The sequence below is a fragment of the Microbacterium sp. P5_E9 genome (assembly GCF_054049175.1).
On record NZ_JBFUMV010000002.1, the window covers coordinates 265282 to 286189 of the forward strand.

The window sequence follows — 20908 nt, forward strand, 5'->3', positions numbered from 1 at the left end:
GGCGGGCTCCCGAGCCGCAGCCCACCGCGCGGCCGGCGAATAGGGTCGTCACATGCCTTCGACGCGCCGCTCCCTCCTGGACCTCACGATCGACCACCACACCCTCACGGTTCCCCTCGTCTGGTCGAACCCAGCCGACAGGCGCACGATCGACATCCACGCGGCCGTCGCGACGCGCTCCGGTGGCGAGGCGCTCCCATACCTCGTCTTCCTCCAGGGCGGACCGGGCAGCGAGGCGCCGCAGCCGTTCCATTCGCCGACGCAGCCGGCGTGGCTCGACGCGGCGCTCGAGGAGTACCGCGTAGTGATGCTCGACCAGCGCGGAACTGGCCGATCAACCCCGATCGGCGACTCCGACCTCGAGCGCGGTGCCGACGAGCTCGCCGAGTACATCACGCACCTTCGCGCGGACTCGATCGTGCGCGACTGCGAGGCCGTGCGCGCGCATCTCGGCGTCGACACCTGGAGTGTGCTCGGGCAATCCTTCGGCGGCTTCACGACGCTCGCTTATCTGTCGACGGATGCCGCGTCCCTCTCGGATGTCTACATCACCGGTGGGCTCAGTGCGATCGGGCGGCATCCGGACGACGTCTACTCGCTCACGTACGACAAGATGCGCGTGGAGTCGGAGCGGTATTACCGCCGCTTTCCCGGCCATCGAGATGCGATGCGGCGCCTCGTCGATCGGGCGGATGCCGGACGCATCGTGCTCGAGGACCGCGAGGTCGTCTCGGTGACGCGGCTGCGCTCGCTGGGGATGCTCCTCGGGTCCAACGACGGCTGGCAGACCCTCTGGTCGCTGCTCGACGCCGACCCCGCGACTAACGCGTTCCGTCATGACCTCGGCAAAGCGCTTCCGTTCAGTGTCCGCAACCCGCTGTACTACGTGTTCCACGAGTCGAGCTATGCCGACGGCCACGCGACGCGGTGGTCGGCGGATCGGGTCGAGCCCGCGGACTTCCGCTCCGACCCGACCCTGCTGACCGGAGAGCACGCGCGTCGAGAGTGGCTCGACACTGTGCCGGGCCTGCAGCCCTGGCGGAGTGTCACGCTGGCGCTGGCCGACCACGAGTGGCCACGGCTCTACGATGCCGCGGCGATCGCGGCATCCGGAGCGCGCGGCGCGACCGCCATCTACGTCAACGACGTCTACGTGCCGTTCGAGTTCGCCATCGAGACCTCGGCCCTCCTGCCCGGAGTCAGACCGTGGATCACCAGCGAGCACGAGCACAACGGCCTTCGAGCGGGCGACGTGCTGTCGCGACTGGTCGACCTCGCACGGGGCCGTCGCCTGCGCTGACATGCCGTAATCGGCATTTACGTGCTTTCGGCGATCAGGCTACTGGTGCGCGCGAGCGATGAAGCGCTATCGTGGGCCCCGATCGCGGTGTGACGGACGCCGCAGAGTCGAGGTGCTCGGTGGCTGAAATCGTTGTCGTTGACTCGAAGGCGACCGCCGGCGCGCTGATCGCCGACGAAATCGCGGCTCTGATCCGCCGGCAGCCCGACGTCGTGCTCGGACTCGCGACGGGTTCGACTCCCACCCCCGTATACGAGGCGCTGCCTTCGCGCCTGCAAGGAGTGGACGTCTCCCGTGTGCGGGGATTCGCGCTGGACGAGTACGTCGGGCTCGACCCGCGGCATCCGGAGTCCTACCGCAACGTCATCATGCGCGAGGTGGTGGAGCCGCTCGGCCTCACCCCAGAGCTCATCCACACCCCGAACGGCGCCCCCGAGGGCATCGAGCACGCGGGCGATGACTACGAAGCCGCGATCCTCGCCGCGGGCGGGGTCGAGCTGCAGATTCTCGGCATCGGCACCGGCGGACACATCGGATTCAACGAGCCGGGCTCCTCCTTCGCGTCGCAGACCCGCGTGAAGACGCTGACTGCCCAGACCCGCAGCGACAACGCGCGCTTCTTCGATTCGATCGACCAGGTCCCGATGCACTGCGTCACGCAGGGACTCGGAACGATCCTGCGCGCCCGCCACCTGGTGCTGCTCGCATTCGGGGAGGGGAAGGCGGATGCCGTCGCCGGCGCTGTAGAGGGTCCAGTCACCTCATCGCTTCCCGGTTCGGCGATCCAGCTGCATCCCCACGTGACCGTTGTCATCGACGAGGCCGCGGCGTCGAAGCTCGAGCATCTGGACTACTACCGATACGCGTACGACAACAAGCCGGAGTGGCAGGGGCTTTGACGCCCCACTTTTCCATCACGCCCCACTTTTCAACGAGGAGAAGAGCATGAAGTTCCTTCAAAATCTCGGCCGGTCGATCATGCTTCCGGTCGCCGTGCTTCCGGTCGCAGCGATCCTGTCCGGCATCAGCTGGTGGATCAGCGACGGCGGCGCGAGTCCCAACATCTTCTCGGCGTTCCTCGGCGCCGCCGGCGGAGCGCTGCTCGACAACATGGCGCTGCTGTTCGCGGTCGGTATCGCGATCGGCATGGCGAAAAAGTCCGATGGCACGTCAGCCTTGGCGGGCCTCGTGTCGTGGCTTGTGATCACGACGCTGCTCAAGCCCGAGACTGTCGCGCTGTACACCGGAGTCGCTGATGTCAACGAGGTCGACCCGGCCTTCCTGAAGGTGCAGAACGTCTTCATCGGCATCATCTGCGGTCTGATCGGCGCCTTCTGCTACAACCGCTTCAAAGACACGAAGCTGCCGGATGCGCTGTCCTTCTTCTCCGGCAAGCGGTCTGTGGCGATCGTCACCGCCGGCATCTCACTCGTCGTCGCCATCGGGCTCTACTTCGTATGGCCGTGGGTGTACGGCGGACTGGTCGCTTTCGGTGAGTTCATCGTCACGCTCGGCCCCTTCGGCACAGGTATCTACGGCTTCCTGAACCGGCTGCTGATCCCCGTGGGTCTGCACCATGCGCTCAACTCGGTGTTCTGGTTCGACGTCGCAGGCATCAACGACCTCAACAACTTCCTGTCGGGCGAAGGCACCTACGGCGTCACAGGCCAGTACATGACGGGGTTCTTCCCGATCATGATGTTCGGTCTCCCCGGTGCCGCGCTTGCCATGTATCTCACCGCGAAGACCACGCGGAAGAAGCTGGCGTACGGCATCCTCTTCGCCGGCGCGATCTCGTCGTTCTTCGTCGGTGTGACCGAACCGCTCGAATTCGCGTTCATGTTCCTCGCACCGGTGCTGTACGTCGTGCATGCGCTGTTCACGGGCATCTCGATGGCGATCAGCCAGATACTTCCGGTGCGGATGGGCTTCGGATTCTCGGCCGGCTTCGTCGACCTCGTCCTCAACTGGCAGAATCCGATGGCGCAGAACCCCTGGATCATCCCGATCATGGGCGTCTTCTGGTTCTTCGTCTACTTCGGGGTGTTCTACTTCTTCATCAAGCGGTTCAACCTCAAGACCCCTGGTCGCGAGGACGACGACATCCTCGGCGAGGGCACGGAGTTCGACACCCACTCGAAGGACGATGCCTACAACATGACCGCCGTGCGCTTCATCGATGCGCTCGGAGGCAAGGCGAACATCACAGACCTCGAGAATTGCGCAACACGGCTGCGCATGGAGATCGCGGATGTGTCGCAGGTCGACGACGTCGCACTCAAGCGCGCAGGCGCCGCGGGCACGATGAAAACGGGCGGGCACTCGGTGCAGGTGGTCTACGGCACGAACGTGCAGTTCGTCAAGGATGCGATGGAGCGCGTGATGTCTGGCGAGGTCGTCGTGGACACCATCGAACCAGAGCGCGCACAGGCCACGGAAACGGCCACGGCAACGATGACTCGGACCACGCTCAAGCTCCGTCAGCCGGTCCAGGGCGCGGTCGTGCCGCTGAGCGCCGTTCCCGACCCGACGTTCGCAGAGGAGATGATGGGCCCGGGCCTCGCGATCGAACCCACCGGGAACACCGTCATCGCGCCCGCCGACGGCACCGTGGGCGCCACGTTCGAAACGAGCCACGCCATCGCGCTGGTACTCGACGACGGGACTGAGCTGCTCATCCACGTCGGGATCGACACCGTCCAGATGAAGGGCGATGGATTCCGGACGCTTGTCGCGAAGGACGCCCGGGTGACAGCGGGCACTCCGCTGCTGGAGTTCGACCTTCAGAAGATCGCAGCAGCTGGGCATCCGGCGATCACACCGGTGATCGTGCTCAACAACGCGGACGCGCAGATCGAATTCTCGGGGTGACCATGGTCGGCCCCGCCGTCGAGATCGCGGTTCAGGACGCCGCAGGGGCGCGTGCTGCGCTCGACGCCGGGGCCGCCAGGCTCGAGCTGTGCCAGGCGCTGGAGACCGGCGGTCTCACTCCATCGCTGGGCATCCTGGAGTCGGTGCTCGCCGCGGTCGACCCGCTCCTCGTGAACGTCCTCGTGCGTCCGCGCGCGGGTGGTTTCGTGTATTCCGCGGAGGAGGTTGCCGTCGTCGAGGCCGATATCCGGGCGTGCGTGGAGCGGGGAGCCGGAGGCGTCGTGGTCGGTGCGCTCACCCGAGACGGTCTGCTCGATCTCGACGCGATGCGCCGCTGGAGGGATGCCGCGGGCACTGCGACGGTCGTGTTCCATCGTGCGATCGACGCGAGCGCCGATCCGCGAGCGGTGTTCGATTCTCTGATCGCAGAGGGAGCAGATCGCGTCCTCACCTCGGGGGGCGCTGCGCGCAGCATCGACGGCATCGCGCTGCTGTCGGAGTTCGCCGCGGCATCCGCCGGCCGTATCGAAGTGATGGCAGGCGGAGGTGTGACAGCGGCAGACATTCCCGCACTCTTCGCGGCGGGTGTCGACGCAGTGCACCTCTCTGCGCGTCAGCGCTCGGGCGCCGACGCTCCCTCGGGCCCCGGCGGCGGTGCGAGCGGGCATGACGTCACGAGCGCGGAGCTCGTAGCGGAGGCGGTGCGGGAGGCGAGGCGCTGAGCGCTTCGCCGCCAGAACGACCGCAGCCCCGCCTCCATCCGGGGATCGAGGCGGGGCCGCTCAACTGTCGGACTAGTGCTGCGCGAGGCGCCGCGAAGCGACCAAGGTTGCGCCGGCGAGCAGCATCACCGCGGCCGCGATGCCCCACGGCATCATGTCGCCGCCACCGGTGGCCGGCAGCATCGCGGATGGCGGTGTCGACCCTCCAGCCGGCGCGGGGCAGGCGTCATCCGTGAATGTGAACGTCCACTCCGTCACGGCACCGGCGGGGAACTCGTCGGCCTCGGAGACGAGCACAGCCGTGATGGTCACGGTGTCGCCGTCCTCGGCGACCTCGTAGCGCACCGTCGCCGTGTCTGCCGGAACGGTGTATTCGTCATTCACCGTGCCGCAGACATCGACGAACGTCGGAGCTGCCGGAGCGGGGACGACCACCAGCGGGCATGCCTCGGGTCCACTGCGCTGGTCACCCAGCACGATCGTTCGTGTCGCGGATGTCGCGTCCCCGTTCACGTCCCACTTCGGCTCCTCCAGGCCGTCCAGCGTGAAGCCGGGCATCGCCTCGACGGTGAGCGTGACCTCGCCGTCCACCGAACGGTCGACGGTCACGAAGACGTTCTCGAACTCGTACAGCGCGACGTCGCCGAAGACCTCGGTGGGTTCACCGAGGAATCCGGTGGCGAACGTGCCCGGAGACGCGCATGTCGGCTCATCGGGTTCAGCGTTGAACAGTGCCGGCACCGGGTAGACGTCCGGCCCGCACTGCTCCCCGGTCAGCTGGTCCAGGCCATCGAGCGCGGTGAACGATACCGGTGCGGAGAGCACGTAGCCCTCGGCAGCCACGGCGGTGTAGGTCGTGGTGCCGTTGCCATTGGACACCGCGGTCCAGCTCACACCGACGACGTCGGTGAACGTCAGCGTGCCGTCCGCGTCGCACGTCGGGGGAGTGTAGCTCCACAGCGGCGTGACCTCATCCGGACCATCTGCGGGCGGACAATCGTTGACCGAGGGCTCGTTGTTCTGGCCCTCACCCTTGTCCGGGTCCCAGGCGATCACCGCGGAACGACCCTGCGCGTCCGCGAACAGCGGCGAGGGGATCGTCATCCCGTCCCAATTCTTGATCGAGTTGACACTGACGGAGATGGGATTGTTGCCCGTCTGCAGGCGCTCATCGACGCCGGGCTTGCCGACGTATTTGCAGACGAAGACCCACTTCTCGTCGGGCTGCGGGTCGGCCTGTGCGGCGACCGGCGCAGTTGCGAGCGGTTCGGCGACAGCCGCGGCGACCGGCTCTCCAGCCGGTGCTTCCTCGACGGGAGCTGCGACGTCAGGCGCGGCCTCTGTCGTTCCCGGGTTCTCCGCCGGAGCGGTGACCGTTTCCTGCGGTGGCGCGGCTTCATCGACGACGGCCTCGGCCGCCTCGTTGACTTCTACGACCCCGTCGGGCGGCGCGACCTCGTCAGCATAGGCACCCATCGATGCCATCGGCGCGAGGATCAGCGCGGCGGCAAGCGTCACGCTCGCCAGCGGCTTCCAACTGTTCATTCGATACCCCTCCCAGAGCTGCAGCGCCCTCTGCGGGCCGGCTGCTTGACAGATCCTCGGCGGTCGAATCCGCCGAGAGAGTCGTCGGCGCTCTGCCGACGACGGAAGGCCTCGGGCGAGCGGAGCCAGCCAGCGCCAGATCGACTCTGGGCGCGGACATGCGATGGGACTGCGGTGCGGCTCGAGCGACAGCGAGGTGCGTCGCCAGCGCGTCAGGCGTCGAGTGTGCTCGTCATGCTTTCTCCCCCCGACCTGCATCCTTGCGGGTCTGACCTGAATCTAAGTCGGTCGCAAGGCGCGTCCGAGGGGCTTGCGAAGATCGGCTGGATTCGGCTATGCGCGATTCGGCCCGCGTGATCGCTCCGGAGTCGAGGAGGGTCTTCGCCTTGGCGATCTCGTCGACCGCAGAAGTGGGCGCGGCGACCGATTGGATGTTTGCCTCGTTCTGGGCGGCTGCGGCCTGGGGAACCAGGATCAGAAACCGTGAGCGTATCGCGAAGGCGGTGGCATCCATCCCGATGCGGTTCGGCGCGCACTCCGATGGCTGCGTCACGTGATGTGATGGATCATGACCGCGCCCGAGAACGCCCTCTCACTCACGATCGTCGGAACCCCCGACTTCGGCAGCGAAGTGCTGAAGTCGCTGCACCGCATCACGGGGCGCTCGACGGGCGAGTTGCGGCGCGCGATCCGCGGCGGGGAGCCGGTCTACGCCGCGACCCTGTTCGGCAACGACCACATCCGGGTCGTGCCCCGGCTCGAGCAGACCGCCGATTACCTCGATGGTCTGGACGTCCCGTTCACGGTTCAGGAATGGATCGATGGGGAGCGCCACGAGATCTCGCTCGAAGTCATGCGACAGATCGTCGAATCGGGACCCGGCGAGGACAGCTGACGTCCAGGGCTATCCCAGCGCGTGGGGCCCCAGCATCCGTGCGATCGTCTCGCGGATGTCGGGAACGGCGTCGACGAGGCGCTCCAGCGGGCAGCGGAAGGTGACGGCGCTGACGCTGATGGCGCCGGAGGGGGTGGCGGAGCCGTCGAGGTGGATCGGGATGGCGACGCAGTTGACGCCGATCTCGTTCTCCTGGTTGTCGATGCCGAAGCCGCGCAGTCGGGTCTTCGAGAACTCTGCGAGAAGTGCCTCGGCGGTGACCAGGGTGTTCGGCGTCTTCTGGTCCAGCGGAAACTCACCGAACCAGTCGATGACCTGATCGAGAACGAGAAGCCGAGTACTCAGAAGCGCCTTGCCGACAGCTGTCCGGTGCGCCGGATTGCGACCGCCGACCACTGAGGTGAGGCGGACGGCGCCCTGCGGGGGATCCATCTTGGCCCGGTAGACGATGTCCTTGCCGGAGAGGACGGCGTAGTGGATCGTCTCGCCATACTGGGCGGCGAGCTGCTCGAGCAGCGGCTGGATGCGGGCGTTCTCGGGCCGTCCGTCGAGGTTGCGGAAGGCGAGCCTCAGGTATTCGTCGCCGAGGATATAGACCCCGCGCCCGGTCATGTCGGCGAGCCCTGCCCGACGCAGCGTTGCCAGGGCGCGGTGGACGGTCGGCTTCGAGCTGCGAAGGATGCCGGCGAGCTCGTCGAGGGTGACGCCGAGCGGGTGGTCGGCGAGTTCGGTGAGCACGGCGATGACGCGGTCGGCCCCGACCAGCTTCTCCTCCGGCAGAAGGCGGCCGTCGCTTGGGGAATTCAGGTCGGTCATCGTCGCATCCCTTTCGGACTAGCCGCCCCGGCGCGGGTCGACATGCACCTTGGGGCCAGGCCCCGCATCGGCGCCACGACGCCCCTCGAGTCGCGCAGGCACGTCTTCGAGCGAGACCACTTCGCTGACGATCGCGTCGGGGATCACGGATCCGTCGGCGAAGTGCTCGATGGCCCCGGCGAGGCCGGGGGAGGCGGAGAGGATGCCGACCGCCGTGATGTCCTTCAGCGCGACATCGCGCGTGTCGACGAGACTCGGGGTGGACGAGAGCCCGATGTAGACGATGCGCCCGGCAGGCTTCGCGAGCCGCACCGACAGGGCCGGCATCGTCTCGTTGCTGGTGGCTTCGATGACAGCGTCGAACTGATCGGATGCCGTGTCCACGAGGGCAGCGAGCTGCCAGGTGTGCGGCACCCCCAGCGAACGGGCCAGGGCCAGCGAGCCCTCGCGCACGCCGCCGACATGCACCTCCGCGCCGGCCGCGAGCGCGAACTGCGCCGCGAGCAGGCCGATGGTGCCCGATCCGAGGACGAGCACCTTCTGTCCCGGCGTGATGTTCGCCGCCCGAACGGCGCGCAGCGAGTTTCCGCCCGGCTCGATCAGCGCGGCCGCCGCAAGGCTGACATGCTCGGGGATTTCGTAGGCGAAACGGGTCGGAATGAGCACCTTCTCCGCCAGCGCTCCGGCCCAGCCGTCCCGGATGCCGACCTCGAACCGGTTCGGGCACACGTGATGGGTACCCGCCAGGCAGTACTCGCAGCGGCCGCACCCGAGCATCGTGTCGCCGGTGACGCGCTTGCCGATCCACTGCTCGTCTGCCGGATCGCCGACGCCGACGACGCGCCCTGCCCATTCGTGACCGAGGCGGATCGGGAAGTGCGTGTGGCCGTGCTCGATGTAGGCCATCGCACCGGTGTAGAGCTCGATGTCGGTGCCGCAGATGCCCACGCGTTCGACGTCGACCAGCAGCTGCCCCGGAGCGGCGACGGGATCGGCCACCTCGAGCACCGCGGCCTGGCGGGGTGCGGTGACGACGAGGGCGCGCATCAGCCCGCTGCGGTCGGATCCGCGATGACGTGCTGCGTCTGAGTGCCGAGGCGGGTGATGCTGAGGGTCATGGTCTCGCCCCCGTGCAGGTACGTCGGCGGGTTCTGGCCCATGCCGACCCCGGGAGGGGTGCCGGTGTTGATCAGGTCGCCGGGCTCGAGCGCGAGGAACTGGCTGAGGTAGTGGACGATGAAGGCCGGGCTGAAGATCATCGTCGACGTCGAACCGGTCTGGCGGCGTACGCCGTCGACGTCGAGCCGCATGTCCAGGGCGAGCACGTCGCCGATCTCGTCGGGCGTGACGAGCCACGGCCCGGCCGGGTTGAACGTCGGCGCCGACTTGCCCTTGGACCACTGGCCGCCTCGTTCGGTCTGCCACTCGCGCTCGCTGACGTCGTTGACGAGGACGTACCCGGCGATCGCGGCGGCGGCCTCTGCCTCGTCGGCGAGGTAGGAGGCGTGGCTGCCGATCACGACGCCGAGCTCGACCTCCCAGTCGGTCTTGACCGACCGGCGGGGGATGAGCACATCGTCGTTCGGGCCGATCAGGGTGTTCGGCGACTTCGTGAACAGAATCGGCTCAGCAGGGACGGCCTGGCCAGTCTCGGCGGCGTGGTCGCTGTAGTTCAGTCCGATGCACAGCAGCTGGTGCGGGCGGGCGATCGGGGCGCCGAACCGACGGTCGCCGACGGGCTCCGTGCGACCGGCGGCGACGCGTTCGGCGACGACGTCGGCAAGGCCGGCGAGTGCGCCGGAACCGAAGAACTTCTCGTCGAAGTCCGAGACGACGTCGGACAGGTCGACGAACGTGTCGTCATCGACGAGCACTCCGGGGGTTTCCGAGCCGGCGGTTCCGAGGCGAACGAGTCTCATGCGAGTGCTTCCTTGTCGTTGTTCCAGTAGGGAGTGGTGGTGCTGCCCGCCCAGCGCGGCACCGGCAGTCCGGTCGCGCCGACCTCGGCGAGGAACAGTGCGCCCGAGGCATCCGTCCAGTCCTTCAGGCCCTCCTGCGCGGTGGTGATTCCGAGCGTCGCGAGGTCGGGGCCGATGAAGGCGGGGCAGGATGCCTGGGTCGCATCCACGTAGACGACGTCGAGCAGCTCGCCGGTGAGGGAGTGTTGACGGATGCTGGACCCGCCCCACAGCGCGACCCACAGCGTGCCGTCGGTGCCGACGGTGAGGCCGTCGGGAAAGTGCGGGAAGTCCGTGACCACGTGCACCCAGGGCTCATCATCGTCGAACGCGTCGGGGCCGTAGGAGTGGCTCGAAACCGTGTTGGCGAGCGTGTCGACGTGGTAGATCGTGCCGCCATCCGGGGCGAAGCCGATGCCGTTGGAGAGACCGATGCCGGTCCGCAGCGTCTCGACGGAGCCGTCCGGCGAGACGCGCAGCAGGACCTCTTCGCCGGTCGCTGCACCGAGGGCGAGAGTGCCCACAACGAACCGGCCCTGCGGGTCGACCGAGCCGTCGTTGAAGCGCACCTCGCGGCGCTCGCCGAGCAGATCGGGGCCGAACGAGATCGCGCCGTCGGGGGAGATGGTCGCCAGCCCGCGTGCGGCGGCAACGAGGAGCCCGCCGTCCTCGGCGAGGGCGACCGCTCCGGTGGTCTGGCCGAGCTCGACGGATGCGACGTCGACGATCCGTCCCTCACGCAGGCTGCCCGAGAGCACCCGGCCCTTCCAGATATCGACCCAGCGGACGAGACTGGCCCGGTCGTCCCAGATGATCCCCTCGGCGAGGTCGAACTCGGCGTCAGTGGCCTGTTCAGCGGTGAAAGTGGTCATGGCTCCCGTGCGTTGGTGCGTGATGCCGCCTGTGGCATGATTCAGAATGTTAGCGGAAGGTTCAATATGGTGGAAAACGAGGTTCAATGGTGAACGATCTCCGCAGTGCCGATTGGTACGAGGGAAACGACCGCAACGCCTACATCCATCGGGCCTGGATGCGCCGGGGAAACCCCGTCGAGGCGCTCGACGCCACGAAGCCGCAGATCGCGATCGCGAACACCGCCTCCGATCTCACTCCGTGCAACATGCACCTCAATGAGGTCGCCGAGAGCGTGAAGCAGGGCGTCTGGGCCGCGGGCGGCGTGCCGTACAACCTGCCGGTGGTTTCGCTCGGCGAGACGCAGGTCAAGCCGACCGCGATGCTGTGGCGCAACATGGCCGCGATGGCGATGGAGGAGATGTTCCGCGCCAACCCGATCGACGGGCTCGTGCTGCTCGGTGGCTGCGACAAGACGATTCCGGCGCTGCTGATGGCCGCGGCATCCGTCGACATCCCGGCGATCGTGGTGCCTGGCGGGCCGATGCTGACGGGCCACTTTCGGGGTCAGGCGCTCGGCTGCGGCACGGACGTCTGGCGACTCAGCGAGGAAGCCCGCGCAGGGACGATCTCGAACGAGCAGTTCATGAAGTCCGAGCAGTCCATGATCCGCAGCAAGGGGCACTGCAACACGATGGGCACCGCGTCGACGATGGCCGTCGTGGCCGAAGCCCTCGGCATGACCATCCCAGGTTTCGCTGGCACGCCCGCCGCGGACGCACGTCTCCTCGCGCTGTCGCATGACACCGGTCGGCTCATCGTCGACCTGGTCGCGGTCGGCCGCAGGCCCAGCGACATCATGACCAAGGACGCCTTCCTCAACGCGATCATCGCGGTCGCGGCCGTCGGCGGATCGACGAACTCGGTCGTGCACCTGCTGGCGATCGCCGGGCGGCTGGGGATCGATCTGACGCTCGAGGACTTCGACGCGGCCGGCGCAGGAGTGCCGGTGCTTGCGAACCTGCAGCCCAGCGGGAAGTTCCTGATGGACGACCTCTACCGTGCCGGCGGCCTTCTCGCGCTGCTGACGCAGGTCAAGGACCTCTTCCACCCCGAGCCCATCACGGTGACCGGCAAGCCGCTCGTCGACTACCTCGTCGATCACCCCGTGTTCGACGACACCGTGATCTTCCCGCGCGATACGCCACTGATGGAGGATGCCGGGATCGCGGTGCTGCGCGGCAACCTCGCCCCGCGCGGAGCGATCATCAAGCCGTCGGCGGCCACCGCGGAGCTGCTGCAGCACGTCGGACCCGCGGTCGTGTTCGACAGCGTCGAGGACATGCGCGCCCGCATCGACGATCCGGATCTGGACGTCACCGCAGACTCGGTGCTCGTGCTGCGCGGGTGCGGTCCGCGCGGCTACCCCGGGATGCCCGAGGTCGGGAACATGCCGCTGCCCCAGAAGCTCCTCGAGCAGGGCGTGCGTGACATGGTGCGCATCAGCGACGCGAGGATGAGCGGCACGGCCTATGGCACCGTCATCCTGCATGTCGCGCCTGAGGCGGCCGCGGGTGGACCGCTCGCGTTCATCCGCACCGGCGACATCGTCACCGTCGACGTCGAGAACCGCGTCCTGAGCTTCGACGTGACCGACGGGGAGCTGCAGTCCCGCAGCCAGACCCCCGCAAGCGAGGCTGCGTACGCTGCGCCGGTGCGCGGCTGGGCGAAGCTCTACGTCGACCACGTCATGCAGGCCGACACCGGCGCCGACCTCGACTTCCTCGTGGGCGCGAGCGGCGACAAGGTCAGCCGTGAATCTCACTGACACACCTAAGAGGCCCCGCATGAGGCGCGCGATCATCACCGGCGGCGAGAGCGGACTCGGCGCCGCCTGCGCCGAGCGACTGCGGACCGACGGCATCGATGTCATCACCTTCGATGTGTCCTCGGAAGCGGACTACCGAGTGGACGTCACCGATCCCGCCTCGATCGCCGCGTCCGTCGCCGCGGTCGGCCCGGTCGACATCCTGATCAACAGCGCCGGCATCGTCGGACCGAACAAGCCCCTGATCGAGACCGACCCCGCGGCCTGGGCGCGCACCTTCGACGTCAACGTGCACGGCACCTTCCGCGTCATCCAGGCGGTTGTGCCGGGCATGGTCGAGCGGGGCTGGGGGCGCATCGTCAATATCGCGAGCATGGCGGGCAAAGACGGCAATCCGAATCTCAGTGCGTACTCGGCCTCGAAGGCCGCCGTCATCGGACTGACCAAATCGCTCGGCAAGGAACTGGCGAAGACCGGCGTGCTCGTCAACGTGATAGCGCCGGCCGTGATCGACACCCCGATGAACGCGGCGACGGCGCCTGATGTGCTCGCGCACATCACATCGCTGATCCCGATGGGCCGGGTCGGCAGGGCGTCGGAGGTCGCCGCGCTGGTCGCGTGGCTCACCTCCGACGAATGCAGCTTCTCGACGGGCGCCGTCTATGACATCAGCGGCGGGCGCGCGACTTACTGAGATGTCTGATCGGCCGTCCTCTTCCCGCCGCTGGGGCGCATCCCTCGCCATCGGCGCGGCGCTCGTGCTGACTTCGTGCACCGCTCCGCCGGCGCCTGCGGCTGCGCCATCGGTCACGGAATCGAATCTCGGCACTCTCGGCGGCCAGGACTGCGACCCTCCATCGCCCACCCTCGGGCAGGTGATCCAGGGCACCGGTTCGACCGGCGTCACCGCCTACGGCCTGCTGTTCGGTCCAGACGCCGATGCGATCGTCGGCGACGGCAGCACGACGAAGATGGCGGTGCGGATGACCGGCAGTGGCACACTCCACGTGCATGTTCTCGCTCCGGACGGATTGCAGCGGCCGCTCGCCTGGGGCCCCGATCCTCACGGCGGCAGCACTTTTCATCGTCCGGGCAGCGAATGGGGAATCGGGTTCTCCTTCGATGCGCCCGGATGCTGGCAGATCGCGTTCGAACGCGACGGGGGCGACCGCGCTGACTTCTGGTTCGACGTCGGGCCGTGACCGCGGGCGCCCCAGGGACGCGCGGTTTAGCGTTTCGCCGGCTTCAGGTCATCCCGCGGGGCCATGGTCATCCCCAGCCGCCCGATCGCCACGGCCCTCGCAGGCGCCAGCGTCTCGTCGGGGAGGATGCCTCGTTCCCCGAGCACCGCGAGCGCCTGCTGGATGTCGGAGTTGATGCGGGCCTGCTCATCCGGCGGCGTGGCGTCCAACGCCAGCTGCAGCCGCGTGATGTTGCGCGTCCAGCGGGCGGTGCCGGAATCAGCGGGACCGCGGTAGAACCAGTAGTGGAGGGCGCCGACGACGGCGTCGGCGATGAAGCCGATGACGCCGATCGCTCCGGCGGCGTTGTCCTGCGCGATCGCGATGATCGCGAGGACCGAGCCGATGCTCGACGGCAGCAGGTGCAGGTTCCCCAGGAGCCGCCCGATGTGGGGATCGACTCCGAGGGGGTCACGACTGTCGGTGATGAACCCGATCACGGCGATCAGCGCCGCGATTCCCGCCAATGCACCGCCCAATCCGACCTGGGCGACTCCGCCGCGGATGACCGGGGCGAAGACGACGAGTGCGGCGAGGATCGGAAAGGTGAAGCTCGCGATGTGTGAGGCCGTCAGCAGAATGCCCCATCGCGGGGCGACGTCCTTCGCCAGGTCCCGATATGCCGGGGCGGGTGCGAAGTACGCCATCGCTTTGCGCAGTTCCGGGACGCCGTAGAGCGCTCTGGCTTCGAGCTTCCACCAATCGAGCGGCGTCCAAGCGCTCACCGAGCGCGCGTATCTGGTTGCCGGCCCGTCAGTCACGAGTCACAACGATAGTCGGCACCAGACGATCTCTTGTGGGGTGCGGAACGACACCCCTATGCTCGCGAATGCCGACGTCGAGTACTCGCCGACTTGAGTCCCGGGCGCCGTTCAAGTCGTTCCCAAGCAACGGAGTTGACGATGGCGCAGGATTCGAGTGCAACGGAAAAGGGTCGCTTCGATCGGTGGTTCGAAGCCGAGGTGATCCAGCCGATATCCGACTTCCAAGATGGGAAGCAGGAGTGGCGTCGCCTCGTTTCGGAGTTTCTCGGGACGTTCTTCCTGGTCCTGGTCGCGGCCGGCGGCGGGATGATGGGCGAGGCCTTTCCTGACACCATCGACCGAGGTGCTGCCGTGGTCGCGCCCGGGCTGATGGTGATGGCCATCATTCTTTTCATGGGAAAGGTCTCCGGCGCACATCTCAACCCCGCCGTAACGCTCGCCTTCTCTCTGCGCGGAGATTTCCCATGGCGACGCGTGCCGGGCTACATCGTCGTGCAGCTCGCCGGCGCCGCTCTCGCGGCGTGGTTCCTGACGCTGGTCATCGGGGTGTCCTCGTCGTTCGGGTCCAACTACCCGGCCGACGGCTGGTCGGACTGGTCCGCCCTCACGATGGAGGCGGTGCTGACATTCGGGCTGGTGAGCGTCATCCTCGGCACAGCTTCGGGCGCGCAGAACATCGGCATCGTCGGCGCCTTCGGTGTCGGCGCGTACATCGCCCTCGCCGGGTTGTGGGGCAGCCCGATCTCGGGAGCCTCGATGAACCCGGCTCGCACGTTCGGACCGGATCTGGTCGCGGGGGACTTCACCGGGTACTGGGTCTACATCGTGGGTCCCATCCTCGGGGCGGTCCTCGCCGTCGGGGTGGCGTTCGTGCTGCGAGGCGCAGGTGGCGGCCGCAGCGGATCGGGTGCGGCACAAGGCGATCTGAGAACCGAGGTCGAGCGGCCCGACCAGGCCTGACATCACTCAGAGCGCCCGGGCGCGGTCCGGTGGGATCGCACCCGGGCGCGCAGCACGGGAGTCCTGTTCAGTCGGTGAGCTGATCCCAGAAGGCGATGATCTCCGCGGCGAGCTGCCCGGGCTGCTCGAGCGGGACCAGGGTGCGTGCTCCTGTGACGGTCATGACCTGGGCGCCTGGTGCGAGGGATGCCGCGCGCTGCGCATCGGCGGGGCTCCAGTCACCGCGGTCGTCGGAGGCGATGAAGAGACTCGGGACGCGGATGTCGGCGAGCCGGTCGGTCACGTCGGTGCGGTCGATGATGAAGGAACGCAGGGCAAGGCTCATGCTCGCCTTCGTGGGACGCGCCAGGCTGTCCAGCACGACCTGGAGGGTGGAGGTTGTTGCCGCGGACTCGTCGGTCAGCATCGCCTCGACGATCGCATCCCGCACCGGGCCGACCGGGCCGGCCATCGAGAGCATCGGGTGCAGCAGACCGATCTTGCGACGCAGGGCGGGGGCGATCGGCTCGGTCGGCGAGCTGATCGCGACGAGGCTTCGCAGCGTGTTGGGATCCGTCGCCAGGTTGAGACCGACATGGCCGCCGAAGGCGTTGCCGAGCCAGTCGACGGGTTCATCGGCGCCGAGCGACACGAGTGCGTCGCGCGCGGCATCCGCGGCTTCCGAAATCGTGGATCGTCGGACCAGCGCGTCGCTCAGCCCCAAGCCGGGTGGGTCGATGAGCACGAATCGCCGCCGGATCGCGCTCCCGTCGATGAGGAGAGGGAGGATCCGATCCCAGGTGTGACTGTCGACGAACATCGACGACCAGAGGATCGTGAGGCGCCCGGTGCCGGTGACGCGGGCATTGAGGGTTCCGAGGCGGGTTTCGATCCGCTCGGTGTGTTCGGTGTAGGTGTTCATGCTTTGAAGTTAGCGGAACTAACATCAATACCGGCGGAATTAGCTGTTAGCGTAACTAACATGAATACGCGGCCGTACCGGATGACAGCGCGGGCGAAGGATGCCGAGCTCACTGCGGAGCGGATCGTCGATGCCATGCTGGCGCGGCTGATATCAACTCCGTACGAGCACATTCGCATCGAGGACATCGCCGCCGATGCCGGCGTGACCGGGCAGACCGTCATCCGTCGATTCGGCAGCAAGCCCGCGCTCATGAACGCGACAGTCGAACGCGAACTGGCTCGGATCGTCGCGGCCCGCGAAGCCGCGGCAGACGCGTCCGCAGTCGACACGATCCACAACCTCGTGCTGCACTACGAGCGGTACGGGGTGCTGATCCTCAAGACCTACTCCGAGGCCCCACTCGTGCCCGGCCTGCCCGAGATCACCGCTCGCGGGCGCGCATTCCACGTGGACTGGTGCCGCCGCGCGTTCACGCTCGATCCGTCACTGCCGGAAGCAGAGGGCACCAGGAGGCGCGCGCAGATCGTCGCGATCTGCGATGCCAACACGTGGCGCATCCTGCGATTCGACGGCGGCCTCGACCCCGCCGAGACCGAGATCGCGCTGAGCGAACTGCTCCTCCCGCTGCTGCAGTGACGCGACTGCAGCATGACGGATGTGCTCACTCACAGCGCAGCAGCGCATGCCCGTTCCGCAGGAGTGCGGCATGCTACCGCGCTGCGTTCTCGATGTGAAGGGCCCGTCGCGTCTGGACCATGGGTCATAGCCTGGTCGCCGACCTGAGCGCCGCATTCCCGACGGCGCTCGCCACTCGAAGGAGAACATCATGCTCTGGACCATCATCGGCCTCATCGTCATCGGCCTCATCGCGGGGTTGATCGCCCGAGCGGTCATTCCCGGCAAGCAGAGCATCGGCATCCTGCTGACGATCGTGCTCGGAATCGTCGGCTCGTTCGTCGGAGGCTTCCTCGGGTTCCTGATCTTCGGGAGCGACCCGAACGGCGGCTTCCTGCAGCCCTCCGGCATCATCGGCTCGATCATCGGCGCCATTATCGTGCTGGGTCTGTACGTCTTCTTCGCACGCCGCCGCGTGACGGGTACGCGCTAATCTGACCCTCGGCCGGGGAAGCTCCTCGGGCACGCGCATCGCCCGAGGAGCAGCCCCGTGTCCCATGACGTTGAAGTCGCTGCGATCTACTTCCCGAGCTGGCACGACGAGCCGCGTCGAGCGCCATGGCTGGGTGAGGGCTTCACCGAGTGGGATCTGATAAAGGCGGGGCGACCGCGGTTCGAGGGTCACTATCAGCCTCAGATCCCGACGCTCGGGTACCTCGATGAGACCGTGCCGGAGAACATGCAGCGCAGCTGCGATCTGGCCGCAGGCTCCGGCATCGACGCGTTCCTGTGGGACTGGTACTGGTACGACGGCGCGGATTTCCTCAATCGGCCCCTTGACGAGACCTTCCTCAGCCTGCCCGATCCGGGGATCAAGTTCGCCCTGATGTGGGCCAACCACGATTGGCGCGGGGTGTTCCCGGGCAACGTGGGCGAAGACCCCGAACTGTGGTTCAAGGGCGCTGTCGACGAAGCCGAATTCCTTCGGATGACGGATGCTGTCATCCAGCGATACTTCGCCCACCCCGCATACTGGCGCGTTGACGGAAAAGCATGGTTCACCGTCTTCCTCCTTGAGGAGCTGGTGACCGGGCTCGGGGGAGCCGACCGCACCCGTGCCCTCCTTGCCGATTTCCGGGCACGAGCTCGTGCCGCCGGCTGCGGCGAGCTTCACCTGAACGTTCTCGGGGCATACGAGGCCTTCGATCCCCAGGCGATCGCCGCGCTGGGTTTCGACTCGGTCGGCACCTACGGGTGGCCCTCCGATCAGTGGGCCAGCCTGCCCGCCGGTCAGCTCACCTTCGAATACGAGGAGTGGCGTTCCGCCGCCCAGCAGGAGTGGCACTCGCTGCGGGAGACGCACGCCATCGACTTCGTTCCCACCGTCGCCATGGGCTGGGATTCCACGACCCGGGTTGATCAGGACGACACGCTGGTCGTCTCGGAGTGGCCGTACTACCCGGTCGTCGTAGGCAACACTCCGGAGTCGTTCGGCGCATCGGTGACCGAGGCCTTGGTTTTCGCGGCCGACAGCGCAGGCACTCAGGTCGTGATCATCAACGCGTGGAACGAATGGACCGAAGGCAGCTACCTCGAACCCGACTCCCGCACCGGCGACGCCCACCTCAGAGCGCTGGCCCGGGCCGTTTCGGACCGAACGAGCGCCGACACCGCTCCCTGACCGCAACCGCTGAGGTCAGAGAATCCTCACGCGGACAGCCGCGACGCGAAGTCGTGGGTGAAGTGCCGGAGCTCCTCGCCTTCGACGATGGTGAACTCCCATCGGAGCCAGGTCAGTGCGCCGGCGAGGATCTCGAGGTGGTCGTCGTGGATGACCCAGAGTGTGTGCGCCGGCCCGTCGGCGCTCAGCCCCGTTGTATACGGACCGAGGTGGGCATCGACCTCCGCCAGCGGCGCAGCAATCCGGATCGTCGCCGTGAAGCGCGGTGTCACCGCGGCCGCGAGCCGTTCCACGACGAAGGCGGCGGCATCCGCTCCCGGAACGGCGTGACGCGCCACGATGAGTCGCGTGTGAGTCGGAGCGCTGATGCGATCGAGGCGGAACGTGCGCCAATCGTCTGCTCCGGGATCCCAGGCGAGGAGATACCACCGGCCCGCGACAGGCACGAGCGAGACGGGTTCGACGCAACGCGAGGTGCGCACGCGATCGGCGGCGACGTACCCGAAGCGCACCACCTCGGAGTCGCGGCAGGCGAGGGCCAGCGATGCGAAGATCTCCGGATCGACCTGTTCGCGGGCTCGCACGGGGGCGGGGGATGAGACCGCGACCTGAGTGGCATGCACGTGCGCCCGCACCGTGGCCGGCAGCACCTGCTCGAGTTTGGCGAGCACCGAGACCGTGAGATCGGACAGGTCGCGAACGGCTCCGTCCGCGGCGCCGGCACGCAGCCCGAGAGCAAGAGCCACCGCCTCGTCGGCGGTGAAGAGCAGCGGTGGAAGCTCCGTGCCCGCCTCGAGGCGGTAGCCGCCGATGGCGCCACGCTCGGCCGCGATGCGGTAGCCGAGCTCGCGGAGCCGGTCGATGTCACGACGGATCGTGCGAGGGCTGACGCCGACGCGCTCGGCGAGTTCGGTGCCCTGCCACGAGCGACGTGTCTGCAAGAGGCTGAGCAGACGGAGGACGCGCGAGGTCGTGGTGGCATCGGTCACCCGTCCATCCTGCCGGTGAATTAGGACCGATCAAGACCTAATCAGTTCATAGCCTGGGGTTCACACCACCCAAGGAGCTGAAATGACGATTCTCATCACCGGTGCGACCGGGAATATCGGCCGTCGCCTCGTGAACGAACTGCTCGAGCGAGGCGTCGCGGTGCGCGCACTGAGTCGAGCCGCCGCGGCAGCCGAACTTCCCGACGGTGTCGCTGTGTACGAAGGCAGTCTCGCGACGACGCCCGACCAGGTCTTCGACCACGTCGACGCGGTGTACCTCTTCCCGGCGGACGAAGGGGTCGCGGCCTTCGTCGACCGCGCCATCGCCGCGGGTGTCAGCCGTTTCGTGGTGCTGTCTTCGCTCGCGGTGTCGGCAAGGAACTCGCGCGATGTGGGATCCGCCAGCGAACTGCACCACCGCGCGGTGGAGGAGGTCGTCACCACGCGCACCGACGACTGGACGATCCTCCGTCCCGGCAACCTCGCCACCAACCTGCTCTCGTGGTCGTTCGCCGTCCGCGCCGGCCACGGCGTTCGCGTTCCGTACCCGACGTCCTCGCAGGTGCTCATCCATGAAGCGGATGTCGCGACTGCCGCCGCGATCGTGCTCACCGAACCGGGACACTCGGGCCGGATCTACGAGCTCACCGGCCCCGCGAGTCTCACGAAGATCGAGCAGCTGTCCGCCGTCGCGGATGCGATCGGATGCGAGGTGCCCCTCATCGAGGTGACTCCCGATGAGTTCCGGGAGGACGTCGGCCGGTTCATCCCCGAGGGCATCCTCGACATGCTGCTCGGGTACTGGTCCGAGACCATCGAGGAGCCGGAGGAGCCGCTCGCCCCGCCCCTCGGAATCACGCCCACGCCGCTGTCACAGTGGGCGGTCGACCACCGGAGCGCATTCGCGTCGTAGCGGAGCCCCTCCCGCCCGGCGTCGAGCGGTCGTATGCTGACCCCGACATCGATA

General features: G+C 67.6%; 22 protein-coding genes. 14 read left to right on the forward strand and 8 right to left on the reverse strand.

Going from position 1 to position 20908, the window contains the following annotated elements; all coding sequences use genetic code 11:
* Positions 1 to 52: 52 nt before the first annotated feature.
* The 4 genes from ACXJ3V_RS04485 to ACXJ3V_RS04500 all read left to right on the forward strand — a co-directional run bounded on the left by ACXJ3V_RS04485 (position 53) and on the right by ACXJ3V_RS04500 (position 4893).
* Positions 53 to 1300, forward strand: a complete 1248-nt coding sequence (locus ACXJ3V_RS04485; RefSeq protein ID WP_457099059.1) for an alpha/beta fold hydrolase — start codon at positions 53 to 55, stop codon at positions 1298 to 1300.
* A 119-nt stretch (positions 1301 to 1419) separates the two neighbouring features.
* Entirely contained in the window at positions 1420 to 2199 is a 780-nt protein-coding gene (locus tag ACXJ3V_RS04490) for a glucosamine-6-phosphate deaminase (RefSeq protein WP_457099060.1), read from the forward strand.
* A 46-nt stretch (positions 2200 to 2245) separates the two neighbouring features.
* Positions 2246 to 4171: an N-acetylglucosamine-specific PTS transporter subunit IIBC gene (gene nagE / locus ACXJ3V_RS04495; protein WP_457099061.1), complete on the forward strand. Its 1926-nt coding sequence runs from the start codon at positions 2246 to 2248 to the stop codon at positions 4169 to 4171.
* Positions 4172 to 4173: 2 nt separating this feature from the next.
* Positions 4174 to 4893 carry a copper homeostasis protein CutC gene (locus tag ACXJ3V_RS04500; protein WP_457099420.1) on the forward strand — a complete coding sequence of 240 codons (720 nt, stop codon included), beginning with the start codon at positions 4174 to 4176 and terminating at the stop codon, positions 4891 to 4893.
* A 72-nt stretch (positions 4894 to 4965) separates the two neighbouring features.
* Here ACXJ3V_RS04500 and ACXJ3V_RS04505 read toward each other — a convergent pair whose 3' ends face one another.
* Positions 4966 to 6438: an LPXTG cell wall anchor domain-containing protein gene (locus ACXJ3V_RS04505; protein ID WP_457099062.1), complete on the reverse strand. Its 1473-nt coding sequence runs from the start codon at positions 6436 to 6438 to the stop codon at positions 4966 to 4968.
* Between the two features lie 386 nt (positions 6439 to 6824).
* Between ACXJ3V_RS04505 and ACXJ3V_RS04510 the strand changes: the two genes are divergently transcribed.
* Entirely contained in the window at positions 6825 to 6995 is a 171-nt protein-coding gene (locus ACXJ3V_RS04510; protein WP_457099063.1) for a hypothetical protein, read from the forward strand.
* Positions 6996 to 7006: 11 nt separating this feature from the next.
* Positions 7007 to 7333 (forward strand): hypothetical protein, encoded by a 327-nt coding sequence (locus ACXJ3V_RS04515; RefSeq protein ID WP_457099064.1) that lies wholly within the window; start codon positions 7007 to 7009, stop codon positions 7331 to 7333.
* Positions 7334 to 7342: 9 nt separating this feature from the next.
* Here ACXJ3V_RS04515 and ACXJ3V_RS04520 read toward each other — a convergent pair whose 3' ends face one another.
* From ACXJ3V_RS04520 to ACXJ3V_RS04535, 4 genes are read right to left on the reverse strand one after another with little or no spacing between them, the layout of a single operon-like run.
* On the reverse strand, positions 7343 to 8149 hold the full coding sequence (locus ACXJ3V_RS04520) for an IclR family transcriptional regulator (RefSeq protein WP_457099065.1): 807 nt from the start codon (positions 8147 to 8149) through the stop codon (positions 7343 to 7345).
* Positions 8150 to 8167: 18 nt separating this feature from the next.
* On the reverse strand, positions 8168 to 9196 hold the full coding sequence (locus tag ACXJ3V_RS04525) for a zinc-dependent alcohol dehydrogenase (RefSeq protein WP_457099066.1): 1029 nt from the start codon (positions 9194 to 9196) through the stop codon (positions 8168 to 8170).
* On the reverse strand, positions 9196 to 10068 hold the full coding sequence (locus ACXJ3V_RS04530) for a fumarylacetoacetate hydrolase family protein (protein WP_457099067.1): 873 nt from the start codon (positions 10066 to 10068) through the stop codon (positions 9196 to 9198). The genes ACXJ3V_RS04525 and ACXJ3V_RS04530 overlap by 1 nt, the downstream gene beginning before the upstream one ends.
* Entirely contained in the window at positions 10065 to 10979 is a 915-nt protein-coding gene (locus ACXJ3V_RS04535) for an SMP-30/gluconolactonase/LRE family protein (RefSeq protein WP_457099068.1), read from the reverse strand. The genes ACXJ3V_RS04530 and ACXJ3V_RS04535 overlap by 4 nt, the downstream gene beginning before the upstream one ends.
* 86 nt (positions 10980 to 11065) lie before the next feature.
* On the opposite strand from ACXJ3V_RS04535, the gene ACXJ3V_RS04540 reads away from it, so the two are divergent.
* From ACXJ3V_RS04540 to ACXJ3V_RS04550, 3 genes are read left to right on the forward strand one after another with little or no spacing between them, the layout of a single operon-like run.
* Positions 11066 to 12787, forward strand: coding sequence for an IlvD/Edd family dehydratase (locus ACXJ3V_RS04540; RefSeq protein WP_457099069.1), 1722 nt, complete (start codon positions 11066 to 11068; stop codon positions 12785 to 12787).
* Between the two features lie 19 nt (positions 12788 to 12806).
* Positions 12807 to 13481, forward strand: a complete 675-nt coding sequence (locus tag ACXJ3V_RS04545; RefSeq protein ID WP_457099070.1) for an SDR family NAD(P)-dependent oxidoreductase — start codon at positions 12807 to 12809, stop codon at positions 13479 to 13481.
* Position 13482: 1 nt separating this feature from the next.
* Entirely contained in the window at positions 13483 to 13989 is a 507-nt protein-coding gene (locus ACXJ3V_RS04550) for a hypothetical protein (RefSeq protein ID WP_457099071.1), read from the forward strand.
* A gap of 26 nt (positions 13990 to 14015) precedes the next feature.
* Here ACXJ3V_RS04550 and ACXJ3V_RS04555 read toward each other — a convergent pair whose 3' ends face one another.
* Positions 14016 to 14753 carry a hypothetical protein gene (locus ACXJ3V_RS04555; protein WP_457099072.1) on the reverse strand — a complete coding sequence of 246 codons (738 nt, stop codon included), beginning with the start codon at positions 14751 to 14753 and terminating at the stop codon, positions 14016 to 14018.
* Between the two features lie 177 nt (positions 14754 to 14930).
* Between ACXJ3V_RS04555 and ACXJ3V_RS04560 the strand changes: the two genes are divergently transcribed.
* Positions 14931 to 15752 carry an MIP/aquaporin family protein gene (locus tag ACXJ3V_RS04560; protein ID WP_457099073.1) on the forward strand — a complete coding sequence of 274 codons (822 nt, stop codon included), beginning with the start codon at positions 14931 to 14933 and terminating at the stop codon, positions 15750 to 15752.
* A gap of 67 nt (positions 15753 to 15819) precedes the next feature.
* Here ACXJ3V_RS04560 and ACXJ3V_RS04565 read toward each other — a convergent pair whose 3' ends face one another.
* The gene (locus ACXJ3V_RS04565) at positions 15820 to 16653 is read right to left on the reverse strand and encodes an alpha/beta fold hydrolase (RefSeq protein WP_457099074.1); all 834 of its coding nucleotides are present in this window, start codon (positions 16651 to 16653) and stop codon (positions 15820 to 15822) included.
* 60 nt (positions 16654 to 16713) lie between these two features.
* Between ACXJ3V_RS04565 and ACXJ3V_RS04570 the strand changes: the two genes are divergently transcribed.
* The 3 genes from ACXJ3V_RS04570 (at position 16714) to ACXJ3V_RS04580 (ending at position 18952) form a co-directional block, all read left to right on the forward strand.
* Positions 16714 to 17292 carry a TetR/AcrR family transcriptional regulator gene (locus tag ACXJ3V_RS04570; RefSeq protein WP_457099075.1) on the forward strand — a complete coding sequence of 193 codons (579 nt, stop codon included), beginning with the start codon at positions 16714 to 16716 and terminating at the stop codon, positions 17290 to 17292.
* A gap of 190 nt (positions 17293 to 17482) precedes the next feature.
* Positions 17483 to 17764 (forward strand): GlsB/YeaQ/YmgE family stress response membrane protein, encoded by a 282-nt coding sequence (locus tag ACXJ3V_RS04575; RefSeq protein ID WP_457099076.1) that lies wholly within the window; start codon positions 17483 to 17485, stop codon positions 17762 to 17764.
* A 57-nt stretch (positions 17765 to 17821) separates the two neighbouring features.
* Positions 17822 to 18952, forward strand: a complete 1131-nt coding sequence (locus ACXJ3V_RS04580; RefSeq protein ID WP_457099077.1) for a glycoside hydrolase family 99-like domain-containing protein — start codon at positions 17822 to 17824, stop codon at positions 18950 to 18952.
* Between the two features lie 26 nt (positions 18953 to 18978).
* On the opposite strand, the gene ACXJ3V_RS04585 is transcribed toward ACXJ3V_RS04580, so the two are convergent.
* Positions 18979 to 19941, reverse strand: coding sequence for a helix-turn-helix transcriptional regulator (locus ACXJ3V_RS04585; RefSeq protein ID WP_457099078.1), 963 nt, complete (start codon positions 19939 to 19941; stop codon positions 18979 to 18981).
* Positions 19942 to 20023: 82 nt separating this feature from the next.
* Between ACXJ3V_RS04585 and ACXJ3V_RS04590 the strand changes: the two genes are divergently transcribed.
* On the forward strand, positions 20024 to 20854 hold the full coding sequence (locus ACXJ3V_RS04590; RefSeq protein WP_457099079.1) for an SDR family oxidoreductase: 831 nt from the start codon (positions 20024 to 20026) through the stop codon (positions 20852 to 20854).
* The last annotated feature ends 54 nt before the right edge of the window (positions 20855 to 20908 follow it).

Coding starts and splice junctions, on each gene's coding strand:
- ACXJ3V_RS04520 (WP_457099065.1), bottom strand. CDS start 8,149: ATGACCGACCTGAATTCCCCAAGCGACGGCCGCCTTCTGCCGGAGGAG.
- ACXJ3V_RS04560 (WP_457099073.1), top strand. CDS start 14,931: ATGGCGCAGGATTCGAGTGCAACGGAAAAGGGTCGCTTCGATCGGTGG.
- nagE (WP_457099061.1), top strand. CDS start 2,246: ATGAAGTTCCTTCAAAATCTCGGCCGGTCGATCATGCTTCCGGTCGCC.
- ACXJ3V_RS04540 (WP_457099069.1), top strand. CDS start 11,066: ATGGTGAACGATCTCCGCAGTGCCGATTGGTACGAGGGAAACGACCGC.
- ACXJ3V_RS04530 (WP_457099067.1), bottom strand. CDS start 10,068: ATGAGACTCGTTCGCCTCGGAACCGCCGGCTCGGAAACCCCCGGAGTG.
- ACXJ3V_RS04485 (WP_457099059.1), top strand. CDS start 53: ATGCCTTCGACGCGCCGCTCCCTCCTGGACCTCACGATCGACCACCAC.
- ACXJ3V_RS04515 (WP_457099064.1), top strand. CDS start 7,007: ATGACCGCGCCCGAGAACGCCCTCTCACTCACGATCGTCGGAACCCCC.
- ACXJ3V_RS04505 (WP_457099062.1), bottom strand. CDS start 6,438: ATGAACAGTTGGAAGCCGCTGGCGAGCGTGACGCTTGCCGCCGCGCTG.
- ACXJ3V_RS04525 (WP_457099066.1), bottom strand. CDS start 9,196: ATGCGCGCCCTCGTCGTCACCGCACCCCGCCAGGCCGCGGTGCTCGAG.
- ACXJ3V_RS04550 (WP_457099071.1), top strand. CDS start 13,483: ATGTCTGATCGGCCGTCCTCTTCCCGCCGCTGGGGCGCATCCCTCGCC.
- ACXJ3V_RS04545 (WP_457099070.1), top strand. CDS start 12,807: ATGAGGCGCGCGATCATCACCGGCGGCGAGAGCGGACTCGGCGCCGCC.
- ACXJ3V_RS04590 (WP_457099079.1), top strand. CDS start 20,024: ATGACGATTCTCATCACCGGTGCGACCGGGAATATCGGCCGTCGCCTC.
- ACXJ3V_RS04500 (WP_457099420.1), top strand. CDS start 4,174: ATGGTCGGCCCCGCCGTCGAGATCGCGGTTCAGGACGCCGCAGGGGCG.
- ACXJ3V_RS04575 (WP_457099076.1), top strand. CDS start 17,483: ATGCTCTGGACCATCATCGGCCTCATCGTCATCGGCCTCATCGCGGGG.
- ACXJ3V_RS04570 (WP_457099075.1), top strand. CDS start 16,714: ATGAATACGCGGCCGTACCGGATGACAGCGCGGGCGAAGGATGCCGAG.
- ACXJ3V_RS04565 (WP_457099074.1), bottom strand. CDS start 16,653: ATGAACACCTACACCGAACACACCGAGCGGATCGAAACCCGCCTCGGA.
- ACXJ3V_RS04535 (WP_457099068.1), bottom strand. CDS start 10,979: ATGACCACTTTCACCGCTGAACAGGCCACTGACGCCGAGTTCGACCTC.